The organism is Corynebacterium sp. Z-1 (assembly GCF_031844665.1).
GTDB classification, from domain to species: Bacteria; Actinomycetota; Actinomycetes; order Mycobacteriales; family Mycobacteriaceae; genus Corynebacterium; species Corynebacterium sanguinis.
The window spans coordinates 535031-561756 of the sequence record NZ_CP134621.1; the positions used below are offsets into that span (position 1 = coordinate 535031).

At 61.6% G+C, this 26726-nt stretch carries 26 protein-coding genes and 4 pseudogenes; 12 read left to right on the forward strand and 18 right to left on the reverse strand.

The genetic code is table 11. The features are described 5' to 3' along the window. Positions 1–99: 99 nt before the first annotated feature. On the forward strand, positions 100–1758 hold the full coding sequence (locus RIU96_RS02545; protein WP_259811799.1) for a DUF885 domain-containing protein: 1659 nt from the start codon (positions 100–102) through the stop codon (positions 1756–1758). Here RIU96_RS02545 and RIU96_RS02550 read toward each other — a convergent pair. After that, entirely contained in the window at positions 1753–2787 is a 1035-nt protein-coding gene (locus tag RIU96_RS02550) for an AbrB family protein (protein WP_144740897.1), read from the reverse strand. The two genes, RIU96_RS02545 and RIU96_RS02550, sit on opposite strands and share 6 nt — an antisense overlap. A 57-nt stretch (positions 2788–2844) precedes the next feature. On the opposite strand from RIU96_RS02550, the gene RIU96_RS02555 reads away from it, so the two are divergent. Then, complete coding sequence (locus RIU96_RS02555) at positions 2845–3447, forward strand: TetR/AcrR family transcriptional regulator (protein WP_144690168.1); 603 nt, start codon at positions 2845–2847, stop codon at positions 3445–3447. Here the strand turns inward: RIU96_RS02555 and RIU96_RS02560 are convergent. The 3 genes from RIU96_RS02560 to RIU96_RS02570 form a co-directional block, all read right to left on the reverse strand. Continuing rightward, positions 3418–4887, reverse strand: coding sequence for a basic amino acid/polyamine antiporter (locus RIU96_RS02560; protein WP_144740894.1), 1470 nt, complete (start codon positions 4885–4887; stop codon positions 3418–3420). The genes RIU96_RS02555 and RIU96_RS02560 overlap by 30 nt on opposite strands. 88 nt (positions 4888–4975) lie before the next feature. Continuing rightward, positions 4976–6094, reverse strand: coding sequence for a Fic family protein (locus RIU96_RS02565; protein ID WP_259824041.1), 1119 nt, complete (start codon positions 6092–6094; stop codon positions 4976–4978). A gap of 329 nt (positions 6095–6423) precedes the next feature. Then, complete coding sequence (locus RIU96_RS02570) at positions 6424–8652, reverse strand: ATP-dependent RNA helicase (protein ID WP_311205096.1); 2229 nt, start codon at positions 8650–8652, stop codon at positions 6424–6426. 219 nt (positions 8653–8871) lie between these two features. On the opposite strand from RIU96_RS02570, the gene RIU96_RS02575 reads away from it, so the two are divergent. The 3 genes from RIU96_RS02575 to thpR are packed head-to-tail and all read left to right on the forward strand — an operon-like array spanning position 8872 to position 11296. Continuing rightward, positions 8872–10476: an FAD-dependent oxidoreductase gene (locus tag RIU96_RS02575; protein ID WP_144690160.1), complete on the forward strand. Its 1605-nt coding sequence runs from the start codon at positions 8872–8874 to the stop codon at positions 10474–10476. Between the two features lies 1 nt (position 10477). Next, positions 10478–10738, forward strand: a complete 261-nt coding sequence (locus RIU96_RS02580; protein WP_144690158.1) for a metal-sensitive transcriptional regulator — start codon at positions 10478–10480, stop codon at positions 10736–10738. A 24-nt stretch (positions 10739–10762) separates the two neighbouring features. Continuing rightward, complete coding sequence (gene thpR / locus RIU96_RS02585; RefSeq protein ID WP_144690156.1) at positions 10763–11296, forward strand: RNA 2',3'-cyclic phosphodiesterase; 534 nt, start codon at positions 10763–10765, stop codon at positions 11294–11296. Between the two features lie 236 nt (positions 11297–11532). On the opposite strand, the gene idi is transcribed toward thpR, so the two are convergent. Further along, complete coding sequence (gene idi, locus RIU96_RS02590) at positions 11533–12012, reverse strand: isopentenyl-diphosphate Delta-isomerase (protein WP_311205097.1); 480 nt, start codon at positions 12010–12012, stop codon at positions 11533–11535. A 27-nt stretch (positions 12013–12039) separates the two neighbouring features. Next, positions 12040–12453 carry a VOC family protein gene (locus RIU96_RS02595; protein WP_144690150.1) on the reverse strand — a complete coding sequence of 138 codons (414 nt, stop codon included), beginning with the start codon at positions 12451–12453 and terminating at the stop codon, positions 12040–12042. 73 nt (positions 12454–12526) lie between these two features. On the opposite strand from RIU96_RS02595, the gene RIU96_RS02600 reads away from it, so the two are divergent. The 3 genes and pseudogenes from RIU96_RS02600 (at position 12527) to RIU96_RS02610 (ending at position 14282) form a co-directional block, all read left to right on the forward strand. Then, entirely contained in the window at positions 12527–13126 is a 600-nt protein-coding gene (locus RIU96_RS02600) for a TetR family C-terminal domain-containing protein (protein ID WP_040422110.1), read from the forward strand. Then, positions 13116–13736: a GNAT family N-acetyltransferase gene (locus RIU96_RS02605; RefSeq protein ID WP_136652984.1), complete on the forward strand. Its 621-nt coding sequence runs from the start codon at positions 13116–13118 to the stop codon at positions 13734–13736. The genes RIU96_RS02600 and RIU96_RS02605 overlap by 11 nt, the downstream gene beginning before the upstream one ends. 206 nt (positions 13737–13942) lie before the next feature. After that, positions 13943–14282: pseudogene (locus RIU96_RS02610) on the forward strand (transposase). Between the two features lie 108 nt (positions 14283–14390). Here the strand turns inward: RIU96_RS02610 and RIU96_RS02615 are convergent. Beyond that, a complete protein-coding gene (locus RIU96_RS02615; RefSeq protein WP_258562647.1) occupies positions 14391–14540 on the reverse strand; it encodes a type IV toxin-antitoxin system AbiEi family antitoxin domain-containing protein in 150 nt (49 codons plus the stop codon). A 209-nt stretch (positions 14541–14749) separates the two neighbouring features. On the opposite strand from RIU96_RS02615, the gene RIU96_RS02620 reads away from it, so the two are divergent. Then, positions 14750–15610, forward strand: a complete 861-nt coding sequence (locus RIU96_RS02620) for a hypothetical protein (protein WP_144690148.1) — start codon at positions 14750–14752, stop codon at positions 15608–15610. 81 nt (positions 15611–15691) lie between these two features. Here the strand turns inward: RIU96_RS02620 and RIU96_RS02625 are convergent, their stop codons facing one another. Further along, positions 15692–16621: a nucleotidyl transferase AbiEii/AbiGii toxin family protein gene (locus RIU96_RS02625; RefSeq protein WP_006839156.1), complete on the reverse strand. Its 930-nt coding sequence runs from the start codon at positions 16619–16621 to the stop codon at positions 15692–15694. Next, positions 16527–17612, reverse strand: coding sequence for a type IV toxin-antitoxin system AbiEi family antitoxin domain-containing protein (locus tag RIU96_RS02630; protein WP_136652629.1), 1086 nt, complete (start codon positions 17610–17612; stop codon positions 16527–16529). The genes RIU96_RS02625 and RIU96_RS02630 overlap by 95 nt, the downstream gene beginning before the upstream one ends. 158 nt (positions 17613–17770) lie before the next feature. Here RIU96_RS02630 and RIU96_RS02635 point away from each other — a divergent pair, with 158 nt between their 5' ends. Both RIU96_RS02635 and RIU96_RS02640 read left to right on the forward strand, forming a co-directional pair. Beyond that, entirely contained in the window at positions 17771–18481 is a 711-nt protein-coding gene (locus tag RIU96_RS02635) for an IS6 family transposase (RefSeq protein WP_144740876.1), read from the forward strand. A gap of 605 nt (positions 18482–19086) precedes the next feature. Further along, a pseudogene (locus RIU96_RS02640) lies at positions 19087–20334 on the forward strand (IS3 family transposase). Positions 20335–20643: 309 nt separating this feature from the next. Here RIU96_RS02640 and RIU96_RS02645 read toward each other — a convergent pair. From RIU96_RS02645 to RIU96_RS02680, 8 genes and pseudogenes are all read right to left on the reverse strand, one after another. Next, positions 20644–21015, reverse strand: a complete 372-nt coding sequence (locus RIU96_RS02645; RefSeq protein ID WP_375544272.1) for a sugar O-acetyltransferase — start codon at positions 21013–21015, stop codon at positions 20644–20646. A gap of 306 nt (positions 21016–21321) precedes the next feature. Further along, a pseudogene (locus RIU96_RS02650) lies at positions 21322–21816 on the reverse strand (DUF4411 family protein). Then, positions 21816–22832, reverse strand: a complete 1017-nt coding sequence (locus RIU96_RS02655) for an ImmA/IrrE family metallo-endopeptidase (protein WP_258562825.1) — start codon at positions 22830–22832, stop codon at positions 21816–21818. The pseudogene RIU96_RS02650 and the gene RIU96_RS02655 overlap by 1 nt, the downstream one beginning before the upstream one ends. A 593-nt stretch (positions 22833–23425) precedes the next feature. After that, on the reverse strand, positions 23426–23860 hold the full coding sequence (locus tag RIU96_RS02660) for a DMT family transporter (RefSeq protein ID WP_181730187.1): 435 nt from the start codon (positions 23858–23860) through the stop codon (positions 23426–23428). 37 nt (positions 23861–23897) lie between these two features. Continuing rightward, a complete protein-coding gene (locus RIU96_RS02665; protein WP_181730186.1) occupies positions 23898–24218 on the reverse strand; it encodes a DMT family transporter in 321 nt (106 codons plus the stop codon). Positions 24219–24254: 36 nt separating this feature from the next. Further along, entirely contained in the window at positions 24255–24737 is a 483-nt protein-coding gene (locus tag RIU96_RS02670; protein WP_181730190.1) for a nucleoside deaminase, read from the reverse strand. Next, positions 24734–25354 (reverse strand): DsbA family oxidoreductase, encoded by a 621-nt coding sequence (locus RIU96_RS02675; protein WP_259788135.1) that lies wholly within the window; start codon positions 25352–25354, stop codon positions 24734–24736. Before RIU96_RS02675 ends, RIU96_RS02670 begins: the two co-directional genes overlap by 4 nt. A gap of 79 nt (positions 25355–25433) precedes the next feature. Next, positions 25434–25895, reverse strand: a complete 462-nt coding sequence (locus tag RIU96_RS02680; protein WP_181730185.1) for a MarR family winged helix-turn-helix transcriptional regulator — start codon at positions 25893–25895, stop codon at positions 25434–25436. A gap of 111 nt (positions 25896–26006) precedes the next feature. Here RIU96_RS02680 and RIU96_RS02685 point away from each other — a divergent pair, with 111 nt between their 5' ends. Then, positions 26007–26393, forward strand: a complete 387-nt coding sequence (locus RIU96_RS02685) for a hypothetical protein (RefSeq protein ID WP_181730184.1) — start codon at positions 26007–26009, stop codon at positions 26391–26393. Between the two features lie 27 nt (positions 26394–26420). Here the strand turns inward: RIU96_RS02685 and RIU96_RS02690 are convergent. Continuing rightward, positions 26421–26726: pseudogene (locus tag RIU96_RS02690) on the reverse strand (transposase); the annotation flags it as partial.

The window sequence follows — 26726 nt, forward strand, 5'->3', positions numbered from 1 at the left end:
CAACGCTATAGACCGCTTTGTCCACTTGGGGTAGACCAAGCGTGGCAGAGTTGCTCTGGCCTTCACGCATAGAAGAACTCTGCGTTAGACTCTGCCCTCATGACGTCTGCTCAAACTGGGAGGAGTCCCTCTCTGCTCGACGCGACCTGTGAGGATTTCGTCTACGACCTCGTCGCGCTCTCCCCAACCCTGGGTTCGAGAATCGGTATTGAGGGCCACGACCACGAACTCCAGGACTTCAGCCCGGCCTACTGGGAAGACCTTGCGAACCGCATCCGCGACCTCCTCGCCGATGTCGATGCGCTCAACGATTCCACCGACGATTCCGACGACGACGACGATTTCGACCCGGTAGACACGCTCACCGCAGCGATCCTGCGCGACCGCATGACCCAAGAGCTTGACTTGCACCACCGTGGCGAAGACCTGCGGATGCTCAACAACATCGACTCGCCTGTCCAGCGCATCCGGGACAGCTTGCGTTTGATGCCGAAGCAGAGCGCTGACGACATCGCCAACGTGGAATCCCGCCTGTCCAAGGTGGCCGACGCGCTGGCCGGCTACCGCGAGTCGCTGGCCGAGGCGGCCAGCCAGGGTGATGTAGCCACCCACCGCCAGATCGACGCCGTGATCAGCCAGTGTGAAGCGCTCGGGGATGAGGGCTCGATGCTCGAGCACCTCGGTGTATCCGCTGAAGCGGCGGTGGTCAGTGACGCCAAGAACGCCTTCAAGGACATGGCAGACTGGCTGTCCACCGAGCTCTCGCCGATGGCGCCGCACGACGACGGTGTGGGCCGCGAACGCTACGAGTTCCTCTCCCAGTTCTTTCTCGGCCGCAAGGTCGACCTCGATGAAACCTATGAGTGGGCCATTGAGAGTCTGCGCGAGTTAGTCGAGCAGCAGTCGAAGCTGACCAACTCCATGTTCGATGCACCCACCACGATCCACGCGGCGTACCGCAAGCTCAACGAGGACGAGCGCTACACGCTGCGCTCCTCCGACGAGCTGCTCGACTGGATGGTCGAGACCACCCGCCAGGCCTACGACGTGCTGCGTGACAACTGCTTCACCATCCCCCGGGGCGTGGAGCGGCTGGACTGCGCGATCGACCAGACGGGCAGCGGCGGGCTGTACTACACCCCGCCGAGCGACGACATGGTCCGCCCCGGCACCCTGTGGTGGTCCATGCCGGAGGGCAGTCAAGCGCTGCACACCTGGCACGAGCTGACCCACATCTTCCACCAGGGCGCGCCCGGCCACCACGTGCAGTCCGCGACGGCGCTGACCGAGCGCAGCAACCTGAACCTGTGGCGCCGCAGCGTCTACGTCAACGCCGCGCACACCGAGGGCTGGGCGCTCTACGCCGAGCACCTGATGGATTCCTACGGCTTCTTCGAGGACCCGGCCAAACGTCTTGGCCACCTCGACTCGAGGCGACTGCAGCTCGCCCGCGTCATCGTCGACATCGGCGTGCACCTGCACAAGAAGACCCCGGACAAGACCGGCGTGTGGGATGCGCAGTACGCAAAGGCCTTCCTGCGAGACAACACCGCCATGGCTGAGACCCGCCTCAGCTTCGAGCTGGACCGCTACATGGGTTGGCCGGGGCAGGCGGCCGCCTGCGCCGTGGGCTACCGCGCCTGGCTCGAGCTTCGCGACGAAGCGCTTGCCCAGGGCGCCACGCTGCGCGAGTTCCACGACCGTGCCCTGCGCCTCGGCTCGATGCCGATGGACCTTCTGGCCCAGGAACTGCTATAGCCGCTTGAGCAGCTTCGGCAGGTAGGCGGCGAACATCAGCACCCCGCACAATCGGATGAGCTGGATCGCGATCACAGCAGGACCTGCGCCGCCTTCGGCTGAGAGCGCCAGCACTGTCTCAATCGCGCCGGGGCTGGTGGCGAGGTAGCCCTCGTAGTAGGTGATATCCAGCCACGCCGAGACCACCAGGCCCACAGCGGCGCACGCCCCCATCAGCGCCACGATGTAGGTCACGGTGACCGGCAGCAGGCGCGCGAAGAGCTTGAGAGCGGGGACGTTGAGGCCGCCGCCGCAGAGCCACCCGATTGCGAGGAAGGCCACAATCGAGATGGCCGGTGGCGGGGTCAGGGGGGCGTCGATAACCGAGGCGACAACCGCGGTGAGTACGAGCGGGCCGAACACCTTCGAGTTCGGCATGTGGAGCAGTGTGCCCAGCGGCTGGCCCACCGCGACGAGCGCGGGGATGAGCAGCCACACCCACCACGCGCTGGCCTCAGGGGCGTGGCCCGTCCCGCCGGGCGCGGTGAGAAACGCGGCAACCAGTGGCAGGGTCACCGAGACGGCCAAAAGACGCAGGTACTGCGACAGCGCCACATACCGCGGGTCCCCGCCGACGTCTTCGGCGACCGCGGGCATCATCGACGCCCCGCCTGCGAGCAGGGAAAGTATCCCCGTCTCGCGCGACACGCCGTGCCTGGCCAAAAACAGGCCTCCGGCAAACGCGAGGCCCACCGTCACCACCGCGACCATCACGCCCGGGGCGAGGTAGCTGAGCAGCTCGCGCGGGGGCACGTTGGCCAGCGGCAGCGCTGCGATGACCCCGATGATGCCACGGGCGGCTGAGAGGATACGTGGGTCGACGGGCAGATCCCGTCCGCTGGCCAGCGCCATTGCGCCGGAGGCGAGGATGGCGCCGAGGATCCAGGCCGCCGGGACTCCGAGGCGAGAGAGCACGAAGCCGAGTGCGACCGATGTGGGAGCGACGATCAGCCATCTGAGCCATGTGTGCACTCGGACGATGATACTCAAGCAGCAAATTTTCCTATATCTAAGTTTTCGCTCCTATGGATGTGTCATTATTAGCCAATGACCAACACTGAGACGCCGGTTCGAGGTCAGCGGCCAAAGCGCCGGGCAGCGACCGAGGAGAAGATTGTCCGCTCCGTGCTCAAACTCGCGCGCGAAAAAGGGTTCCCGGCGGTGACCATTGACGCCGTCGTGGCAGATTCTGGAGTGGCCAAGACCACCATCTACAGGCGCTACAACGATCGCATCGACATGCTTATCGACGCCCTTCGCCAGGTGACGCTGGAAATCCCCACGGAGTACCCCACCACGCAGAAGGGGTTCGAACAGTACCTGGCCAGCGTGCAGGATCACCTAGAGAACAAGATCGGCATCCGCCTGATCGGCGCCACGGTGTCGAGCTCGGACGAGTTTATCGGCGAGTGGCGCGAGCGCGTCGTCTCCGAACTGCTCGATGGTTTCGCACGCTACTACCGCAAGGGTGTTGAGGTGGGCAGCTTCTCGGCCGACGTCAACGGCGGAGTCATCGCCACCATGGTGGTGGGTAGCGTGGTCATGCGCACGGCGTTCGACCTACGCGACAAAAGGGCCCACGCCCGCGCGATGGCGGAGATGCTGTGGCCGATTGTCGCGTCAGCCAAAAGCAAGGGTGCCATTGAGTAAACCGGCGACGGCGACGATCGCGCCGGCGACGACGATCACCACGACGGCCCACTCGAAACCGTTGAACAGCTTCTCGCGCCTGCTCAGCCGCGTTAGCACGTAAGGGACAAGCCCGGGAATGACGGCGAGCGCGCCGAAGAGCACGTAAACGGGGTCGGCGGCGTAGATCAGCCACAGCGAGTAGATGACGCCGAGGACGCCGACGGCGATGTGTACGCGGTTGGAGGAGGCCGCGACGGCGGGCCCGGAGTCGTCGAAACGCGTGCCCGCGTGCGGGTGGGTCAGGCCCTTGCCGCGCACGGCGAGCAGGACGAGGTAGAGCGCCGAGAAGATGTACGGCAGCAGGTACATGATGGTCGCGAGCTGCACCATGGAGGTGTACGAGGCCTCGCTGACGTAGAAGATAATCACGAAGGCCTGGATCACCGCGGTGGAGATGAGCTGGGCGGTCACCGGTGCGCCGGCCGAGTTGGTGCGGCCGAGGCGGGTGGGCAGCAGACCGTCGTTGGCCATCATCACGATCGGCTCCGCGCACAGCATCTGCCACGACACGTAGGCGCCCAGCACGGACAGGCACAGACCGATTGAAATCAGCGCGCCTCCGGCCGGGCCGATGACCGCCTCGAGGACCGCGCCCATGGAGTTCTCCGGCAGGGCGGCGAGTTCCTCGCGGCTGAGCACGCCGTAGGACAGAGTGGACACGGCGACGAGGAGACCGAGCACGGAGAGGAAGCCGATGACGGTGGCGCGGCCGACGTCGCCACGCGTGCGCGCCTGCTTGGAGTACACGCTCGCTCCCTCGATGCCGATGAATACCCACACCGTAAACAGCATGATGCCCTGGAGCTGCTCGTTAAACGACGCCCCCGAGCGCTCGCCCCAGAAGTCGAGGGTGAAGGTGTCCCAGCTGAAACCGAGGAAGGCGACTAGGACGATGAAGGATACGATGGGCACCAGTTTGGCCACCGTGGTCACCAGGTTCATCAGCGCGGCCTGCTTCACGCCGCGGGTGAGAGCGGCGAAGATCACCCACGTCAGCGCGGATGTCGCCACCGCGAGCACCAAGTTGTTCCTCAGTACCGGCACGTAATGGCCGATGGTGGAGAAGAACAGGTTGGCGTAGCCCACCTGCGCAATCACCGAGCCCAACCAGTACCCCCAGCCCGAGGTGAAGCCGATGAAGTCGCCCAGGCCCGCGCGGACGTAGGAGTACACCCCGGAATCCAGGTTCGGCTTGCGCAGGGCGAGGATCTGGAAGACAAAGGCGATGGAAAGCATGCCCACGCCGGCGATTGCCCACCCGACGAGCATCGCGCCGGGGCTGGCCACCGAGGCGATGTTTTGGGGCAGGGCGAAGATCCCGGACCCGATGGTGGAGCCGATGATCAGCGAGACCAGGGCCCACTGCGTGACAGTGTGGGTCTTCGAGTCCGTCGTCATGTCCGTCGACAATAGTGGGGGCAACTCAATTAAAGAAAATGGATGCGGTGGAACGGCTGCGGCAGATTATCCGACCCGTGGCACAACCTCACGGTGCCTGACGGCGCCCACCGCGGGCAGCGAACTCGTCGAGCAGGTCGAGGACCTCGACAGCCCGCCATGCTCGCGTCCGTTTATCCAGCATCGCCGATGCCAGGATTCCCGTGCCCTCCAGTGCATCCAGTGCCTTGCGCGCACTGACCGGCGTAGTGTTCAACTCCTCGGCGACGATCCTGGAGGTCACCACAGGGCGCCGCAGCAATAAAGGTATGAGCTGCCACACGAGCGCATCGCCACGGGCGCTTACTTCCCCCTCCCACTCACCTCGTAAGACGTTGAGCTCGGCTGCAAGCCATGTACCGCGCTCCACAGCGCTGATGGCCGAGTGGATGAAGACGTCAATGATCTCCTGTGGCCGGCCTTCCCTGTAGGAGTCGAGCGCCGTGAAATAGGAGTCGATTTCGGTCAGGAGGCCCGCAGAGAGGGGCAGTGATGTTTCCCTGGTGAGACCGCGCTGGCGTAGCAGCACATGTACGAGGGCGCGCCCTGTCCGGCCGTTGCCGTCAGCAAACGGGTGGATGGTCTCGAATTGCGCGTGCGCAAGAGCGGCGTGAACGAGGATCGGGAGGTCTCGCCTTGCCACGAATGCCTCGAGATCCTCCATGAGGGCGGGAAGGTGACTGTGGTGCGGGGGCACGAAAAGCGCGTCGCGCGGGTAGAAGTCGTGGCCCCCAATCCACACCGGTTGTTGGCGTAGGACGCCGGCGATTTCCGGGGCAGAATCCCGCAGCAAGACGTCATGCATATAAAGGAGCGTGCTTGTCGACGCCCCTTCGATCGACGCTGCCTCCTCCATCTGCCGCGTGTTCGCCACAATCAACCGCGCGTTGGTGCCAGCGAGTTCGGTGAGCTCTGCTTCCAGGATCCGCCGAGCCGATGAGGTGAGCTGTTCGATCTGGCTGGATGCAAACGACTCGCTGCGCAGCAAAAGGGGGGTGAACGGGACGATGCAGTGAGCGTGACTGAGGTCGAATTCCTTGACCGCGAGAGTCGCTGTTTCTAGCAGCGTTGTGGTCTCCGCATCGAGATTGACCTGCGCATCTGCGATGCGGGGCACTACTGCGCTTTTGTACGTCAACGGAGCGTTGCGCGCAGTGCGGCGAGACATCCCCCGCGACGATGAATGCCACGGCAGTTCCTCGTACTCGACAGACGGCCACCCCATACGGCGATCATATCAGTCGATGTTTTCGCAGAAGCGAAAACACACAATTTTACTGGCTCATAGTTTCGTGTCTGCGTAAAGAGAAAAGCTTAGGATTCAGTTGCGTCGGGTAACTCCCCTTGTCGACTCTATGGTGTTGCCCGCCTGCTCAACACGAACTGAAGGAAGGGCAGTGGATTGATTTCGGTGGCGTGACGTGCGCGAAGCCGGACAGCGAGTCACCGGTGTGCGATCCGCGGTTTGGGTAAGGGTTCCAGGAAGGGTCTAGTCCCTCACATCTTCCTCTTCGTCCGCGCCGTCGCCGTCGCCGTCCACGGGTCCTCCGGCCAGGGGTGTTTGGGGTAGCGCCCGCGCATCTCCTTGCGCACTTCTTGGTAGGGCCCATCCCAGAAACTCACCAGGTCATCCGTCACGGCCAGCTCGCGCCCGGCTGGGGACAACAAATGGAACAGCACCTTCACCCCGGCGCACGTCGGAGACTGCGCCAGCCCGAAGCATTCCTGCAGCTTGACGCGCACAACTGGCCGCCCCGTAGCGTAGTCCACCCGCGGGTGCGAGCCGCTGGGCACCTCGAGGCGCTCCGGGGCGAGCTCGTCCAGCTTCGCGGCCTCCGGCCAGGGCAGCTGCCGCATCAGCGCTGCGCGCATGTCGAGCCTGCTTATCGACGCCCCCCTGGCGAGCTCCGCGATCTCCGGGGCGTAATCCCCGCACGCGACGTCAGGCCACGGCTTTCCGACGGTGGCGTTAAGGAAATCGAGGCGGTCCTTGAGACGCTGCGCGCCCTCGTCCAACCGGAATGCCTCAAAGTTGACGCCGGAGAGAGCCTCCATTGCCTCCTCCGGGCTCAGCTTCACCGGTGTGGAGCTCAGCTCGATTGCGCCGATGGCGGTGACTTTCCGGCCGCGCACCGCGCCGTCGATAAGCGATGCCCTGGTTTCCTCCGCTATGCGCTCGGTGGGCAGGGCGTAGGGTGCCGCGGAGCGGATCACGGCGCCGCCCTTTGTCAGCTGGACCTCGGCGGCGGCGATCCATTCAGGTTGTCCCATCTGGGCGTCCAGAGTCGCGCGGGTGCCGCTGGCCAGCAGGTAGGCACCCCCCACGTTCTTGGCCACCCACCCCGGGTAGGCCGTGGCGACGACCTCACTGGGGTCGACCGGGGCCGACGTGTGGACAAGCCGCTCGAGGCGCCGCACCTGGTTGCGCGGGGCACGCGCCCGCGATAGGTCGCCGCCCATCCCCTCCGCGAGCCCCGCGACGGTCTCCGCCGCTCCGCTTCCGTGGCGCAAAAGCGCCGCACCGAGCCGGGGATCCAGCGGCAGCGACGCGAGCTTCCGCCCGAACTCGGTGATGCCCGAACCATCCAGCGCACCGAGCTCTGTGAGGGTGGCCTTCGCATCCTGCATCGCCTGGGCCGGGGGTGGATCGAGAAGCGGCAGGTCGGGTGAGCCCCACGCCGCCATCGCCAGCGCGGCCGAGGTGAGGTCGCTGGTGGTGATCTCCGGGGCGATGTCGGGCGCGAAGTGCTGGTAGTCGAACTGAGAGTAGGCGCGCACGACGGTGCCGGGGCCGAGGCGGCCGGCGCGGCCCGCGCGCTGGTCGGCGCTGGTTTTTGCCGCCGAGACCGTGACCAGCCCCGTCATGCCGCGCGCGGCGTCGCGACGCGGCACCCGTGACAGGCCGGAGTCGACGACGCGGCGCACGCCCGGGACCGTGATGGAGGATTCCGCGATGCTCGTGGCCACGACCACGCGGGCATCGCCGTAAAGCGCCCGGTCCTGCTCGGCGGAACTGAGCCGGCCGTGCAGCGGGGCGCAGTCGTTGAGGTGCGAGCAAACGAGCTCCACCTCGCGGACCCCGGGCACGAAGACGAGGGTGCGCTCGGGAGAATCGCACAGCGATGCGACGTGGCGGTAGAAGTCGCGGCTGCCCTGGGCGCGCTCGGGGTGCGGGGCGTAGGTGATGCTCAGCGGGTGCGTGACCGCCTCGGTGCTTACAATCCGCGCGCCCAGGTGAGAGGCGAACCTTTCCGCGTCGAGGGTGGCGGACATCGCGGCGAGGTAGAAGTCGTCGCGCAGCACGGCCACCTCCGCGCACATTGCCAGCACGAGATCGGTGTCCAGCTGGCGTTCGTGGACCTCGTCGATGACGACGGCGCCGACGCCTTCGAGGCCGGGGTCCTTGAGCAACCGGTTGAGCAGGACACCGGGGGTGACAAACTCGACCCGTTCGCCGGGGTGGTGCTCGCCGCGGACGGAAAACCCGACGCGGTCGCCGAGTTCACTTCCGTCGAGCTGTGCTAATCGACGCGCCGCCGCCCGCACCGCCACCCTCCTCGGCGCGGTGACCAGCGCTTTGCCCGCGACATTGGAGAGAGCCGGCGGGATCAGCGTGGTCTTGCCGGTGCCGGGTGGGGCCTCCACGACAAGCGGCCCGGTGGCGGGCAGCTGGTCGATCACACCCGCAATGGGCAGGCCTTTTCCGATCTCGGGCAGGTTGAACATGAACCCAGACTAGACAAGATATACCCCCCGGGGTATCTTGCTGTTCATGTGTTACCCAACGACATGCAACAAGTGCCACAAGACCACTTGGGCCGGCTGCGGCCAGCACATCGACAGCGTTAAGGCCAACGTCCCCGCCGGACAATGGTGCACCTGCCCCCGCGACCAGCAGAGCCAGGGCGGAATCTTCTCCCGCCTCTTCGGATAGGAGCTGACCCCATGACAACCACAGTGATCATCGGCGGCGTCGCCGGCGGCATGTCCACCGCGACACGCCTGCGCCGCCGCGACGAGGACATGGAGATCATCGTCCTCGAAGCCTCCGGGTACGTCTCGTTTGCCAATTGCGGACTGCCGTACCACCTCTCCGGAACCATCGAGCAGCGCCAGTCACTGCTGCTCCAGACCCCCGAATCCCTCAATTCCCGCTTCAACCTCGACGTCCGCGTCAACACCCGGGCGACGAAGATCGACCGCGAGGCCCAGACCGTCACCACCGAGGCGGGCGACACCATCGCCTACGACTACCTCGTTCTCTCCCCGGGTGCCACCCCCGTGCACCCGCCGCTGCCCGGCATCGAGCGAGCACTCAGCCTGCGCACCGTCGAGGACCTCGACGCCATCAAGTCCGCCGTCGAGGGCGCGAAGAAGGCCGCCATCATCGGCGGCGGCTTCATCGGACTCGAGGTCGCCGAAAACCTGGCCCACCGCGGAATCGCCACCACCATCATCGAGGCCAGCCCCCAGATCATGGGCCCGTTGGATCCCGAGATGGCCGCGATCGTGAAAAAGCACCTCGAAGACAACGGCGTGACCGTCCTGACCGATTCGGCGGCGTCCGAGATCACCGAGCAGGGTGTGACGTTAAATGACGGAACCACCATCGACGCCGACGTCGTCATCACCGCGATTGGCGTGAAACCCGCCAGCACGCTCGCCTCCGACGCCGGCCTCGAGGTCGGCGAGCGCGGCGGAATCGTCGTCGACGACGCCATGCGCACCTCCGACCCGCGCATCTTCGCCGTCGGCGACGCCACCCAGAAGCGCGACGCCGTCAGCGATGAGCCGACCCTGGTCCCGCTCGCGCAGACAGCCAACCGCCACGGCCGCTTGGTCGCAGACGTGATCACCGGCCGTGACACCGCCGCCCGCGGCGTCCTCGGCACCTCGGTCGTCGGCCTGTTCGGCCTCGCGGCGGCGGCGGTCGGCTGGAACGAGAAGCGCGCGCGGGCCGAGGGCCGCAACGTGCGCACCGTCTACCTGCACCCGTCCAACCACGCCGGCTACTACCCGGGAGCGAGCCAGATCCACCTCAAGCTCGTCGTCGACGCGGACACGGATGCCATCCTTGGCGCCCAGGCAATCGGTGAGGACGGCGCCGACAAGCGCATCGACGTCATCGCCACCGCGATGCGCGCCCGTCTGACCGCCTCCGACCTGGCGGACCTCGAGCTCGCTTACGCGCCGCAGTTCGGTTCCGCGAAGGACCCGGTTAACATGGCCGGCTTCATCAACGACAACATCAAAAACGGCGAGCGCACCGTGGCCTACCACGAGATCGAGAAATACACGGAAGACGGCTGGCAGCTTGTCGACGTCCGCACGCCCGCCGAGTACGCTAAGGGCACCATCACCGAGGCCGTCAACATCGAGCTCGACTCCCTGCGCGACCGCATCGACGAGCTCGCCGACGAGAAGGCGCTCGTGTTCTGCCAGGTTGGCCAGCGCGGCCACACGGCCGCCTCCCTGTTTGCCAACCGCGGCATCGAGGTCGCTAACGTGGGTGGCGGGTACCTCACCTGGAAGTTCGCTCAGGAGGCTTAGAATGAAATTGACCGAGGCGGAGATTAAGCCGTCGATAAGCAGGCTCAAGCGCGCCCGCGGCCAGCTCGACGCCGTCATCCGCATGATGGAGGAGGGGCGCGACTGCGAGGAGATTGTCACCCAGCTCTCCGCGGCGGACAAGGCGGTCAGCCGCGCGAGCTACCAGGTGCTGGTGACGATGATGAAGCGCTGCCTGGCGAGCGACGATCCGGACGCGCCGAACGTCGCCGACATGGAGAAAATGTTCCTCTCTTTCGCCTAGCGGCGGGTTAGGATGGGCGTCGTCATGAGACGTCTATTCGCCGCCGTGCTGCCTCCGGACGAGGTCCGGGAGCACCTTGTCCGCGCGCTCCGGCCAATCAGGGACCTGTCCTCAGAACTGAGGTGGACGGACCCGGACACGTGGCACCTCACAACGGCGTTCTACGGCAACCAACCAAATGACGCCGCCGCGGTGACCGACCACCTCGCCCAAGCCACAGCTTTTCGACGCCCCTTGCGCCTCCACCTGAGAGGAGCGGGGGCGTTTGATCATCGTACCCTCTGGATCGGGGTGGGTGGGGACAAGCCGCAGCTGCGCGAGCTCATGAGCGAGTGTTCGCTCGAGGAGGACGGCCGCCAGCGCGCGCACCTGACGGTGGCCAAGAAGTGCCACCGCACTCGCGACGCCTGGCTTATCGACGACCACTCCCACGCCCTCTCCGTCTACTGCGGGCCGGACTTCACCGTCGACGAGGTCCACCTCATGGAGTCGCACCTGGGTAAGGGGCGCGGTGGTGGACCGCGCTACGACATCGTGGACACCTTCTACTTGCGCTAGGAGGTTCGTGTGAACAGTTTTAGGGTGAAGTGCCCCGATGGGGCAGTAGCGGACGGAGATGGCCCGGGAACTGTCTTGCTGACGATGCTCTGAAATGCCAGATTGAGTTCGTCGAGGATCGTGGACACGCTGAATAAAATCACCGCCACTGCAACCCCGAACTGCAGTTCGGGCATGTCCGCTTGCATGCAGAAGCAGCCGATTGATCTCGCCCCGTCGGGTAGTGCGTACATCGACTACACGGCGCCCACCCGGGCGTGGAGCAGGACGGCGAAAGAAAGGCACATGGTCCCCATGGGGAGCGCCGTGGGGGCCATACGCGGCCCTTTTCCGTCGGCTGCCGTGCCTATCGCGCCGACGGCGACGTATCCGGCGGTGGCGAGGTGCGGTCGGACATAATAATTTGCAGAACCTACTTCCCCCTTTCCGGGGTTCGGGCCCGTGCATCCCAATTCCTGTTCGCTGCGCCGCACGATGGCGTCCTCGCACGCCTCGCCTGGGCCGGGGTGGCCGCAGAAGCTGTTGGTCCATACTCCCGGCCAGGTCCGCTTCGTCAGGGCGCGCCGGGTCATCAGCAGCATCCCCTCCGAGTTGAGCAGGTAGCAGGAGAATGCGAGGTGAAGGGGGGTGTGGTCCGTATGCACGGTTTCTTTCGGGGCGGAACCGATGGTGTTGCCCGCCTCGTCCACCGTGACTACCAGCTCGATGCTATTCATTAAGAAAGCATCTTACGCGCCTACGCGCTACTCGGGGGCGTGCCCGTAGGCGGCTGCGAATTCTGGGCTGGGCTCAATCGGCTGAATGACGTCGATAAGGACTCCATCCGGCCCCGTGAGAATGAAGTGGCGCTGACCAAAGTCCTCGTCGCGGATATCAAGAACAACGTAGAGGCCGGAGCCTGAAACGACCTTCGCGTAGATGTCATCCACGTTGTCGACTTCGATGTTGAGCAGCATTCCCGCCGGAAGCGCGTTGGATCCCTCGGGAACGGTGGGATGGTCCTTGTCCACGATGGCCAACTCGAATGCGTCGTATTTCAAGCTGACGTACCAGTCGGTGCTGAAGGTGGTGTCGAACCCGAAGGTGTTGGTGTAGAAAGCAGCCGCGGTTGCAACGTCCTTGGACATGAGAACGGGGTAGGTGCTGGTGATGGTCACGGAAGTCTCCTTAACGTACGGTGTGTATGTAACGATCAGAAGTATACATATACGGTGTATGTAAGGAGGAGTTTTGGCACGATCCTCAGCCGAAGTCGCAGCTCTAACCCGGCGCCGAGTGCTCGACCACGCGATTGAGATGTTCGACCGGAACGGGTTCGCGGGCACCGCACTCGATGATGTCGCGCGCGCAGCGTCCGTCACCCGCGGTGCCGTGTACCACCATTTCGTGAGCAAGAAGGGTCTTTTCGTCGCTGTCATGGAGGCGCTTCAAGCCGAGGTGGCGCAGGAGGTGGAGAGGCGAGCGCACGACGCTGGCGATTCCGCTCTGGATCAGCTCCGAGCCGGATCGCACGCGTTCGTCGACGCCATCACCCGCCAGCCGAGGTTAAAGATTCTGCTTATCGACGCCCCCGCGGTCGTCGGCTGGCGAACCTGGCGCGACCACGACGCGGCTCACTCCATGCGCCACCTTCGCGAGGGCCTCGAGCAGGTCGGGGTGCCCGAAGCGCTGCTCGATGCAGTGACAGTCCAGCTCTCCGGAGCCATGAATGAGGCCGCATTGTGGGTGGCCGAGCACGATGGTGACGAGCTTGCACGGGAGAAAACCCGGGAAGCTCTGGATGTCTTGATTGACGCGCTCGCCCGCTACAGTGGCGCCCATGAGCACTAGCGTCCGATCCGCGAACAAGTCCGAGATTCCTGCTGTCGCCGCCCTGCTGGGCAGTGCGTTTGCACTCGATCCGTCCTTTCGTCGCATCCTCGGTGAGCGCGGCCGCGAGGAGTCGGAGGCGGAGCTGACAACGCTGTCGGTGACGCTGATCCGCCATCACTACTTCGACTCCGGCGAGGTCGACGTGGCAGTGGGTGATAGCGGGCAGATCCTCGGCGCAGCGCTATGGGATCGGCCGGGCTCAACGCTCGGATTCAAGGCGAAGGCTGCGGCAGCGCCGCAGGTTGTGCGGCTTATGGGCCGCAGATTGGCAAAGGAGATTCTCACCGCAGTGCGCGTCGGCAGCTACCACCCCAAGTTTCCGCACTGGTACCTCTTCGTCATCGGCGCAGCCCCCGAGGCGCAGGGCAAGGGGGTGGGCACCGCGCTGCTCGCCCGCGGCCTGGAGCGCGCGGGCGACGACGCCGCCTACCTCGAGGCGACCACCCCGGCCTCGGCGCGGCTCTACCAGCGGATGGGCTTTGTCCCGCTAGGTGCCAACCCGGTGCCAACCCCCGGACAGCAGCCTGAGTTGGGAATGTGGCGCCCCGGCGCGATGCCAAACAGCTAACTACCCGGTGACTGGCACTACTCCGCCGCCCAGAATGACCCCAGTTCGGCCCCGAGCTCCTGAGGGACCTGGAAGGGCAGCGAATGGGTAGTGTTCGGCCAGACGCGGACGGTGGCGTGAGGAATTGCTTGTCGCGCCTTTTCCGCGGCGGCCTCACCGCCGGCGAGCGAGTCTTTGTCTGTGAAGTGCCCTAGGTTTTGTTCCGTTTGAGTAGATGGGAAAATCTGGAACATGCCGAGGAAATTTGATCAGGATGCGAAGGGTCGCGTCGTTCGTTTGGTAGAGGATCGCATCCTGGCGGAGAACCTTTCGATGCAGGCCGCGTGTCAGGCCGTTGCCCCGAAACTAGGTATCTCGTGGCACACCGCCCGCCAGTGGGTTCAACAGGCCCGCCGGGATGGGGTTATCACTCGTGTTGAAGGAGACGTGATTGCTGAAAACGCCAGGCTACGTCGCGAAAACCAAGAGCTGCGAGACACCAATGAATTGTTGAAAGCCGCTTCGGCTTTTTTCGCATCGGAACTCGACCCACAACGTCGGAGATGATCCGTTTCATTGATGAATACCGGGATCGTTTCACAGTCGAGTTCATGTGTGCGACGTTGAAGAATAATCGTGTAGGCGGCTTCATCACCTCTCGTGGGTACCGCCAATCTAAAACCCGCGGACTGAGCGCCCGCCGTCTTCGTGACGCTGCAGAGACTGGGGATCAACCCCGCAGGCCGCGGCCTGAGCGGTGGTGACCAGGCCCCACTGCTGCGAAGCCAGATCCCCCACCACCTCCACCGCTTCCACACCCTTCATGGCACAAAAAATACGCTATCTGTTCTTTTTGCGCCATTCATGAAGATACCGAAGCCTCAACACGGGGCATTATGTCCTACAGGGTGTAGTCAACCGAACGTGCATAGTGACACGAAACTGCCCGTTGACCGCCACGAGAACCGCCTATGCTGACGGTTGTGGTGACAGCCGGTTCACCATTTCCATTGGATGGCGAGTAGGAGCCAGAAATGTCTATTACTTTTCCCGCCGAGAGGGTTCTTCGGTGGCTAGCGGACCAGTCCGACCAACAGATCTCGGCGGTGCCGACGGACGTGATTTCTCCAGACGATTCTCTGTCCGTGTATGAGGAGCTTGTCGGCGCCTCTCTGATAAAAGAAAACAGGACACTTGACGGAAGTTTTAGCTTTATGTTGACGAACGAAGGGCGGATCGAAGCGTCCAAGGCAAAGCATTCCTACCGGGCATCGCTGGCGCAGCGCAGAATTCTGGAATGGCTCACCATTCATCCAACTTCTGCACCCTCCGGCCTTCTAGAAACGGAGTGGGCTGAAGATTTTAGCGGATCTTTAACCGAGCAAGAAATCGGGCAGGCCACTGATGAACTGAAGGACAGCGGCTACATTGCGGGCACGGAAACCTGGGGAGGCGGAATGATCAGAGCAAGGCTCACTAGTGCGGGTCACCAGCTGTATCGCAGCCAGGAAAGTATTGACCAGTTCAACCAGCCAGGGGGAGCACCCACCATGAGCATTTCCGCAGACAATTACGGGAACCAAACCATCGGAAACCAAGCGGTCGGGAGTCAGGTTGGCTCCATGACCGCCGACATGTCAATGAATGTGACAACCGATGACATAGTTCGAGCTTTGGAAGAGTTCCGCACAACTGTTCAATCAGCGGAGGTGCCGGGTGTCTCCGAGGAAGAAAAAAAAGATCTGATTGAGGAGGCGACCAAGATCCAGGAAAAGCTCCCCAAACGGGGAATCGACTGGGCGCGTCAATCCATTCAGGCGCTGGTCACTGCAACCATGTCTGGGCTCGGAGAAGGCTTCGCAACGTCTCTTCTAAATGTTCTTCCGAGTAACTGATCGCCGAGTCACGTCATCCCTTCAGGACTGACAGAATCGGTGACGTGTCGCGGGGGATCTACCGACACATGCAAGAACCGCTTATCGCCAGGTGAGGGTAGCGGGGTCCCATTCCCCCAACGCTACATCGGGGTCATCTCCCAAGATGGGGTCCAGGAGCAGGCTAGCTATACGCAACGCCTCGCCAAAGTTCCGGAGGTTGTCCCGTGCTCCGGTGAATGTCTTCGCCTTGGTCGTGTACTGGGCTTCCCACTTCTCGTCGGGCGGAAGGAGGCGCTTCGGCAGGATAATGGAACGCACTCTGCACTGGGTATCTAAGGCGTCGCGGAGATTCACCGCTGCCACGGTCAGCTCTGAGGCGATCAGGGCAATGTCGTAAAGATCGTGGTAACGCGTCGAAGCGCGCCCTGGCGGGGTGGTGCCGTGGCGTTCATACATCGCGCACACCTTGTCGGCGAGTTGGCTGGCCACTGGGTACGAATAGACGCGGAAGCTAGCAGGGAGAAGCTCCGTGTCCACCTCATAGCTTGCCTCTACCGTGAGCGCTTCCACCGCTCCCGTCACCTCAAGGTCCCCGCTGACGTCCACACCGAAATGAATGAGCCGGCTGTTGACGCCGTAAGTGATGGTGACGTCGACGCGTTCACTGTCAATGGCGCCGGTTTTGCCTTGCTTGTCGGGGCGGCGGAGGCGAAACGTGTACGGTCCCACCTGGCACCCATCCATGGCAGCTATCAGCGCGTCGGCGGCGCCAGTGGCGGAGGTGGGGTCAACCTGCCGGTACAGGTCGAGATCACGAGTGTGCCGCGCCCCGGGGATACGGCAGTAGATGTTTGAGCCCCCTTTGAGCACCCACCCGCTGGTCTGCCGCATTAATTCACGCAGGAAAGTCTCCCGGAAGAATTGGTTATAGACGTCATTCGGGTTCTTTCCCAGGTGTTTCGCTTCCTTTTTCAACACGGCGATGATCTGGCCGTGGGTCTTGGTGGTTTTCAGGGGTTTCTTGGTCATTGGGGCCGGCGCTTTCTTCGTTCTGTCGCTTCAGAGGTAAGGATGCCAGGGTGGGGTATTCCGGGACTACCATTTTCCCGAAGGCCGCTTCCGTGAGGCGCGCTATTTCTGCAGTGGCCGGCAACGCTAGGAATTTCTCGTCTGTCCCGGTCATTACCTTCTTCCTCAGATCCTCGAAAAGATCAGGTACCAGGGAACCCCCGTCCACCGTTCTCTCCAGGTTTTCACTCATGGTGATCTGTGGTGACAGTGACCGCATTAGTGTGTCGATCTGTTCCCGGATTGGGCGCATTGCCTTATCGATTTCTTCGTATATTCGTGGATCCAACTCCACCGTGGGGAAGTACTCCCCCACAAGACGTGCCAATCCTGCTCTATCCCCTGCGGTCAGTCCGAAGACCTCTTCTTTACCGGCAAGAGCCTCCACCAGGTCCCGCTCCATCGTTAAGGACGCACGAGCGGCGTCTGCGGCCAGGCCGAGGAGATGGTCGGCTTCGTGTCCCTCGTCAGCGAGATCGGCAACCGTGCGCGCGACAGTGGTCACTGGCATGCCCGAAGTCGGGTGAAGCACCCAGTCAGAATCTCTAAGGTCGGCTCGGTGAAAGTAAACGTCCGCCTGTCGGCTGCGCCGTCTTACTGCCGTCGTGAAGTGTACTCCGTCCGGCCAAAAATCCCCGACCCCCCACAACTCGGCGGCCGTCGTGTGCGAGACCACCGCTTCTACGGCGAGCTGTGGGTCACTGGTGCGCTCGGCGGCCATGAGATCCGGGTGCACAGCCAGCCAGTGTGCCTTGACCTCGAGCTCAGCCGAGAGCGGGGTGCCTGTGGTTGCGTACACTCCGTGCCGGATGCGGGTGATGACCTCCCGCATGGCCAAACGGCGCAATGAGGGCAGATCAACACCGTGCGCCGCGGCCTGGGCTGTGGTGACCAGTCCCCACTGTTGAGACGCCAGGTCCCCCACTGTCTCTGCAGCTTCCGCACCCTTCATGGCACAAAAGATACTCTAGACGTACTTTTTGTGCCACCTACTCGATATCACTCGATATTAAAGATGGTGCTGTCCATTTACAGTTCCGCAGAGTGCGCCAGAGAGGTGCTGTTGCAAAGTTGGGGCAGTAGAAAGACCGGCGTGAATTAATCAGAGCCATGGGTATCTTCTTCGGTCGGCATTTCCCCCGTGACATCATCCAGTGGGCGGTGCGGTGGTACTGCCGCTACGGGGTGAGCTACCGCGATCTCGAAGAAATGATGACCGAGCGGGGTGTGCCAGTCGATCACACCACGATCTACCGCTGGGTGCAGAAATACGCCCCTGAGCTGGATAATCACACTCGGTGGTACCGGCAGGTACCCGACTGGCAGGCCCGGTCCTGGCGGGTGGATGAGACCTATATTCGGGTCGGCGGCACGTGGTGCTATCTCTACCGGGCTATTACCGCCGGTGGGCAGACCCTGGACTTCTATCTCTCTCCGAAGCGCAATGTCGCGGCGGCCAAGCGTTTCCTGGCCAAGACGCTGCGATCGAATACGACAGCCGGGTCCCCGCGGGTCATCAACACCGACAAGGCATCAGCTCTGGCCAAGGCCATATCCGAGCTGAAGACGGAGGGAATCTGCCCTCAGACGGTGGAGCACCGGCAGGTGAAATACCTGAACAACGTTCTCGAGGGAGATCATGGCCGACTTAAAAGAATCCTGGGGCCGAAGGGAGCGTTCAAAAACCGAATTTCCGCCTACCGGACGTTGAAAGGGATGGAAGCGATGCACTCATTACGGAAAGGCCAGGGCACGATGTTTGCCTACGGGCAACCGAACCCAGACGCGGTGATCGTCAGCCGGATATTCGAGACAGCTTAAGCACCCCGGAGCAAGGACAACTAATGTCTTGAGGTTGGGCTTTTCGACCCTGGCCCAACTTTGCAACAGCACCGAAATGAAAGTGGCGAAATCGAAATCTATGTTCAGCCTTGCGGCACGAGGATAGACCAAATCACCATATCCGGGGAGTTGAAACAACCAACCAATGAACCCTCCGATACCTCAGCTCCGTCCACAGGGGGTAATCCTGATTTCGGGAAGCTGAAAGCCGATGTTCCCCAACAGGACCCGTTTGCTGTCAACCTCAGTAGTCCCACCGCCCCATGGAAAATCGAATCGCCGAGCAACCCGCCGGCAGATGAATCCGTGTGGCTTCTCATTAGTGCATTCTCGTCTAGTCAAGATAAAGAGACCGCGGGGGTAGCAGTGCAAAAAGAGTCGCTCCTCCAACTCCAGCCCGGTGAAATTCTCATCGGAAAAAGTACAGGTATAGGAGGGTCTGGGACCAGCATTATCACACAGGAAGAGTTCAGCCAATGTGCTGACTAGATCTGGTTAAAACCGCCCCTCTGAGGGACCTGACCCCCTGGTGGTGGACACGCTGAAACCAGCATGTCGCTGGGGAAGTGAGGTACCTTTCCACCATGCCACGCAAGACCTACACCGAGCAGTTCAAGCGTGACGCAGTCTCGTTGTACGAGTCGACTCCCGGAGCAACGATCAACGCGATCGCTTCCGATCTCGGAGTCAACCGCAACTCCCTGCGCACCTGGCTCGATGCCTTCGGCACCGGCACCAAAACCAATGCCAACGGTGACAAAGTCGCCAGCCCCATCGCCGCGTCGGACTCCGCCACCGCTGCCTCAGGACTGTCGGACGCCGAGCGCATCCGCGTACTGGAACGCGAAAACGCCAAACTCCGCGAGGAACGAGAAATCCTTCGTAAGGCGGCCAAGTATTTCGCTTAAAGAGACGAACTGGTCAACCGCTTCCGGTTCGTTGACGACCATCGAGACCTCTACGAGGTCAAGCGGTTATGCCAGGTCCTGAAAATCAATCGGTCCTCTTACTACGCCTGGAAATCAGCTGCTCCTGCCCGCCGGCAACGCCTCGTCGATGACGCGGTGCTAGGAGCGCAGATCAAGACCACCTCCAACGCCGAGAACGGCTGCTACGGCGCGAAACGAGTGACTGCGGCGATCAACTCCGATCCCGTCAACGACCGGGGCAAGGGCGGCCGTCTCAATCACAAGCGCACCGCCCGGCTGATGCGGCAGATGGGCCTTTTTGGTTTCACCAAAAAACGCCGGGTGAAAACGACGACGTCGAGTAAACGGGCCCCGAGGTTTCCGGACCTGTTGCAACGCCGGTTCACTGCGGACAGGCCGAACGCGGTCTACGTCGGCGACATCACGTACCTGCCGATCGCGGACGGGTCGAATATGTACCTGGCCACGGTTATCGACTGCTATTCGCGGCAGTTGACGGGGTTTGCGATCGCTGATCACATGCGCACCGAGTTGGTTGAAGAAGCCCTGACGATGGCCCGGAAGGTTCGCGGGAGCCTAGACGGGGCGATCTTCCACTCGGATCACGGCAGTGTTTATACCTCTGATCAGTACCGGAAACTATGCGTGCGCTTCGGTGTCACCCAGTCGATGGGCGCGATCGGGACGAGTGCGGACAACTCGTTGGCGGAGTCGTTCAACGCCTCGTTGAAGCGGGAAGTCCTGCAGGATGAGTCTGTTTTCGCTAGTCAGTTGGCCTGCCGCCGGGATGTGTTTCGGTGGTGCACGCGGTACAACACCAAACGGTTGCATTCATGGTGCGGTTACCGCTCACCGAACGCCTTCGAAGCCGCCGGGTTAGCTACACTTACTATCGCATCGTGATTAAATCCCCGTGTCCACTTTCCGGGGTTCGGGCCCGAGAGAGGAAATTTTTCGGGAGCCACAGACTGTAAAAGAATAGGGAATCTACCCGACTCCACTAGCAAGGTACTTGTACAAGGTAGTCCACCCGATCCCCAGTCGGTGGGGCCACCTCCGACTTAGGTACACCATCAGCTACCCACTGCCTAGGACTTGACCCGGCGGCAAACCAGGCTGGGGTGCGCTGCGCGTGGACGTCGACAAGCATTAATGCCCCCCTGACGCCGCCTACTCGAGCGAACTTTCTCTTGCATGTGAGGGGGTTTAAGTTCATAACGAACGCTTCACCACGGCCGGTACGCCCGCCACGAGGGAGTTCGCGGGCACATCGGCAGTGACCACGGACCCCGCCGCGATCACGCAATTGTCGCCGATAGTCACCCTCGGCATCACCATCGCACCGGCGCCGAACCAGCAGTTATCGCCGATGGTGATCGGGTGGGCGATCTCCCATCCTGCGGCGCGCTTGGCGTGGTCGTCCACGGGGTGGCCCACGGTGATCAGTTGACACGCGGGTCCGAAAAGCGTTCCAGCGCCGATGGTCACCGGCGCGATGTCGAGGATGACGCGGTTGAAGTTGAGAAAGCAGCCCTTCCCGAACCTCGTGTTTACCCCGAACTCGAGGTGCAGCGGTGCCCACACCCTTCCGTACAGGGCAGGGTATCGTTTGGGCTGGTAGACGAACTTCTTACCGCACGGTCGAAGGGTCCGCTAAGGGGGCAGGAAAGCGGAATAGTCGGGGCTCGGGCTGAAGGGGTATACACCACGGCGGGTGAAGGAAATTTCGCCACCAGCCGGAAAGGCCGCGCCGCTATGTCAAGTTGAGGAGATACCTGAGTGGCAATCGTATTCTAGGCATGACCCTAACGTTGAAGCGTGTGGCGGCGTCAACCCCCTCCAGGCGCGCCGTGGAGATGGCCTTTAGTCGCATAAGTGGGGGTAGCGCATCTAGGCGGATGTACGCAGGTTCAGAACTGCCCCGGTCGCGCGCATCATCTGGAAAGTGTCTACCGTGCTCACGCCCATTGCCAAACACGCGTCCGGGATAAGGATCCTCCTCCGCGAGTTCGGCTGCGAGCGCTCATGGGTGACGACCGTATGTTGATGTTCTCGGGCATAAGCTATAAGAAGGTAGTCTGCGTTATTTCCCGTGAAGGCAGCAATGGCCTCGGCTCGATATGAACCTGAAGCAGCCCAGGCTGTGAGGTCGCTGAAGTGGTTCGTTGTCGATTGGTCGATTGGTTTAAAAAAGTCAGGGTTTGCACGCGCCCATGCCGCCAGCTCATCGTCTCCCTTGAGAAGCTCATCTCGGACAGCATCAATACTGCAAGCCAATCCCTGTTGTTAAGCACCTTCAAGCCAATCCCAGAACCCGGGAGCAATATCAAACGCATAATAACGATTCTTTGCCTCGATGAGGATGTTGGAATCAACGAGAAACATTATGCGACACCTAATTCCTCGGCTAGATTTTCGAACGTTGCACGCTTCTTCGTACCGAGTAATTGATACGCATCCCGATAAGAAGTGGATCCTTCAAAAGCGCTCGTGATTACAGCACGCGAAAAATTACGGCTGAGACGAAGCGGCTGGGTGTAGTAATAATTTCCCCCTCCTCCGTCACCGCGCCTGGCACTTAAAATGGACATGACGCGCTGCTTTTCTTCCTCATATATTCGGAGATATTCGTCCCAGGGGAGAGCCTTGGCATCGTAGAGCCGCTTGAGGACAACCAGCGTACTGACGCGGTATCGCTTGGCGAGACGTTCCAACTCGTTAACGTTGACTACCCCCCTGAAGTCTGCAACCAATGCCGCCAAAGGTACGAGCACCTCAGCGGCGACTTGGTTGCACCAAAGTTCGTCCTCGGGTCCCCCTTTGGCTGTCATGGCAGCATCCGAAAGTGCGCTGCCGCCCAGCCAAATGTGCGCCAACTCATGGATCAAAGTAAAAATCTGCGCTGCCTTGGTATCTGCACTGTTTACGAAGATCAATGGGGCAAGCGAGTCTGCCAGAGCGAAACCCCGAAACTCGTTAGGGTCTAGTTTCCGATGCGTGTCGGACCCGACGATGCCATTTACCATAACCAAGACACCGACACCCTCAATGCGGTCGATCAACTGTCGCAATGCCTGTTCCCAGCTGGGAAAAGTGGCTCGTTCGTCGAGGCCAAAATCTAGTGCACCCCGGATTTCATTGGCGATAAGGTCAGCCGGTGCATCAACCGTGGTAGACCCTACAAAAGAAATTTCGTCAAAACCGCTCATTAACGCATAATCTCGATACCAGTCTTGGCGTCTCTGACACTGATATATGGTGTCGAGAAGGTCTGCCGACGGCTGATGGACCCCGAGGTTGCCTAACGTTCTCATGTCTGGAATCGGAACTACCTCTTCAGGTGGTTCTGGAAGGAAAAGCATCCCAAACGGCGTGCGGGTGTCGTTGGCAAACTTCTCCAATTGCTTAAGTGTGGGGCGTTCACTTTTAGCTAGCCACGCGGATAGTTTGGGGGCTCGTCGAGAGGTGGTTTCCTCGTCCCATCCACCGCGGCGGACAGCCCAGCGAAGGAGCTCGGGGGCGACATCTACGCGTACGACCATCCTGACCACCTCCGCCGGTTGCGTGTCCTTATTATGTACACGCCTATCATACGTCCCGGGATCCCAGACAGGCTGCGGAGCATGGCCTGTTTTGTGCTTATTATCTGGGCAAACGTTATTGTCTACTTTCCGCCGAGGTTTTCGGTCAGACCAGTGGAGATCCCCGGTCAAGACGAGTTTTCGCCGAGCAAACGGGTCCCCGTGGAGAGGCCGCGAATGCCGATCCAAACCATTAGCCAATCTCACCGGAGGAATGCGTGGTGGCTGAGGGGCGCCATTGCGTCTATAAGTACACCCACTGCGGGGGCGAGGTCTTCGTTCACACCGTCATAGACGCCCATTTCCCATGTCGTCACCGTCGACCGCAGACCAGGTGCAGAAAGCGGCGACCCTGCTGCCATCTGCCGGGGCGGTTTGAACCACGGAGCGGGCGAGGGTAGGCCGACGGGTTGTTATTGGTGCTGTTCCGAGGCCATGGCGGTCCGGGTATCACTCTTTTTCGCCTCGAGTTTCGGGCTGTCGGCGAGTTTGAGCCAGATGACACCGCCGATGATGACAGTCAGCCAGAATCCCTTCACGAGGGTGAGGGTCTCATCAAAGAAGACGGGGCCCAGCAGGGCGGCGCCGACGGCGCCGATTCCGGCCCAAACGGCGTAGCCGATGCCCACGTCGATCTTCTTCAGAGCCACGCTGAGGAAGAACAGAGTGCAGAGGAAGAAAACGATCGCTACGAGGGACCACGTGAGGTTGGTGAAGCCTTCGCTGCCGTTGACGCTTAGAGCGTATCCAACTTCGAATCCTCCGGCGAGTAGTAGAGCCAGCCAGGGGTTGGTGTTTTTCTCGGTGGTTTCTGGGGCGGCAGTGCCGCGGGTCGCATTGGTGGACATGACTGCAGTCCTTTCTGAAGATGGGGCGAGAGGGGGGTTAGGCAGTGCCGGCGAGGTTGAGCCCGACGACGCCAGTGATGACGATGCCGATACCCAGCAGCTTCTTCCACGTCAGCTTCTGGGAGAGGAATATCGCGCCGAGGATGACAATTCCGACGCCGGCCAGAGAGGTCCACAGCGCATAGCCGACACCGACGTCGAAGGTCAGCAGGGCCAGACTGAGGAAGAAGGTGGCGATTCCGCCGCTGACGAGGGTGGCAACGCTCCACCAAAAGTTGGTGAAGCCTTGTGCTTTTCCGGCGGAGATGCCTACTGCGACTTCGAAGATGACAGCGATTCCGAGGTAGAGCCAACTCATGGTAAATGTCCTTTCAAGGGTGTGCAGGAGCGCTGATCAGCGTCCACGTTTGTTTTGTGTCTGGAGGTATCGGGAGAACGGCTCATTGCCGCGCTCGGCGGGCAGATCATGGAAGACGGCAGACCGGAGTTCATCGGTGATGCCCAGCGAGGGATAACTGGTGCGATAGTCGAATCCCCATTTGGCGACGGCATCACGGTCGACGGCCACGTAGACGGCTTCGATGCCGTGGTCGAGAGCAAAGCGATAACACAGCCCGCAAGGTTCGCCGGTGGCGAGCAGTATGGTTCCGGATAGATCCTCCCGGTCGTTGAGGACTTCACGCATGGCGACGATCTCCGCGTGAGCACTTGGATCGCGAGTCTCCCGGACTCGGTTGACTCCGAAATTCGAGATGATGCCCGAGTCGTCGACGACTACACCGACGAAGGGCAAACCCCCGGCCTCGACGTGCTCCACACACCTTTCCACGGCTTGGTTCATGACCTCGACGAGGGCCTCCGGGGCAGTCGTGTTCATGAGCCAGCCTCGCGGGGGGCAGTGTCGACGGTCAGGTCGTCGACGGTCTTCTTTAGCCGCGTAGCACTGGGGACTCCGGACAGAAGATAACCATTGACCATGAAGCTCGGCACCGAGGTGATGCCGACGGTGTTGACTGCATAATCTTGGTCGGCTTGCTGCCTGGCCCGTCGGTCCTCACTATGCAGAGCGGCTTCAACCTCGCCCGCGTCAAGGCCTACGGAAGTGGCGACGTTAACGATCACGTCGTCATCGCCGATGTTCCTGTCATCCTGGAAGAACGCCTTGAACATTGCCTCGGAGTACGCGTCGGCTTTGCCGCGCTCTTGGGCCAGCTGGAGCACCATGAACGCCTTCTCGGTGCGTGGCTGCGGGGAGATCGTCGGGAGGCTGATTGGCACGTTCAGGCGCTCGGACATCGGGTAAACCGCGTCTTTCCAGATCTGCGGTAAATAGTCGTCTTCTGGCCGCAGAGTAGGAACAGGGTGAGGGCGTAGCTCGAAGGGGCGAATGGTTACCTCGACGTCACGGTCTCGCTTGAGCTCGTCGATTGCTCCCTCCACGAGGAAGCAGAACGGGCAGACATAGTCGACAAAAACATCAATTTTTGTGGTCATTGAGCAGTCCTTTCGGTTCAGAACGTGTATGTGCATACATGTATCGGCGTGTGGGTCGGCCCTTAAAATGCTGGGGTCCTTAGGAGATAAGCTTACTGATTGTCTGGAATGATTGGTCGAGATCAGCCAGGTTCAGCTGCGGGTACTGTTTGGCCGCATCGCCGAGAAGCTCGCAGATCTTCGTTTCGTATGGCTCGCGGATTTCTGCCACAACCTTGAGGCCGGCGTCGGTAATGACTGCGAAGACCCCGCGCCCATCATCTGGGCAGGTGTCTCGGAATGCCAGCCCCTTGGCCTCCATTCGTCCGACCAGCCGGGTTGCCGAGCTCTGAGTAAGGCCGACCCGGTTCGCGAGCTCGGTGATTCGCAGTTCCCGGTCGGATGTCCGGCTCAGATGGAGCACAGCTCGGTACTCAGTAAGGCCGATGTTGTAGTTGTCAACCAGCCACTTACCTAGTGTGGCGTCGACCGCAGCGACAATCGCTGCGACCTGCTCCCACGACGCACTGAGAGTGCGGGCGGGAATTGTTGTCAGGGACATGATTGCTCCTTCCTGTTCGACTTAGAAGGGAACTCTCTTGGGTGCCAGGTGTCGGCTTGGATATTTCGATTGATGCACATACATCAATCGAAATAGAGTGTATGCGCATACATGGACATGCGAGGGGAAATTTTCCAGAAAGTGTTTTATATCACTAATTCTTCGCGTCCCTTAGTTGTACATCTAACGGTGCTGTTGCAAAGTTGGGGCAGTAGGAAGATTGACGCAGAAGTCGACCGCCAAATCGCAGAGCAACATCGCTCCGCTACGTCGTTAACTAATCGTGCTGTGCTGCTGGTTTCTTCTGCGTTGATCTTTGTCTCGATCCCTAAGGACGGTGACGGCAGTGGGTGGGCATATACGTGTGCGCTGATCGTTGCTTTGGTCGCGGCAGGTCTGGGGGCAGCTGCGCTTTTCGTTCGTCCTAAAAGCGGCGTGGCGAAAATCGAGCGACTGGAAGAACAACTCGTAGGAAAGGCAGAGACTGAATCGGCCTGAGTTTTTCGGAGACTACGGGTAAAAGCCTTACTGGGCTCTTCTGGTGGTGTTGAATTCCTCGTAGTCCTGCTCGTATTCGATCGGGGGAACGTCACCGATCGACGAGTGCAGACGTTGGTGATTGTACCAGTAGACCCACGAGGCCGTTTCCGTTTCTACCTCCTGGGCATCCCTCCACGTACGACGTGGATCGAAGCCGATCAGTTCGGTCTTGTAGAGCCCGATCGTTGATTCCATCATCGCGTTGTCCAAGGCGTCACCGGCCGAGCCGATCGAGCCCTGCAACCCGGCCTCGACAAGGGCATCAGTAAACGCCATAGAGGTGTACTGGGC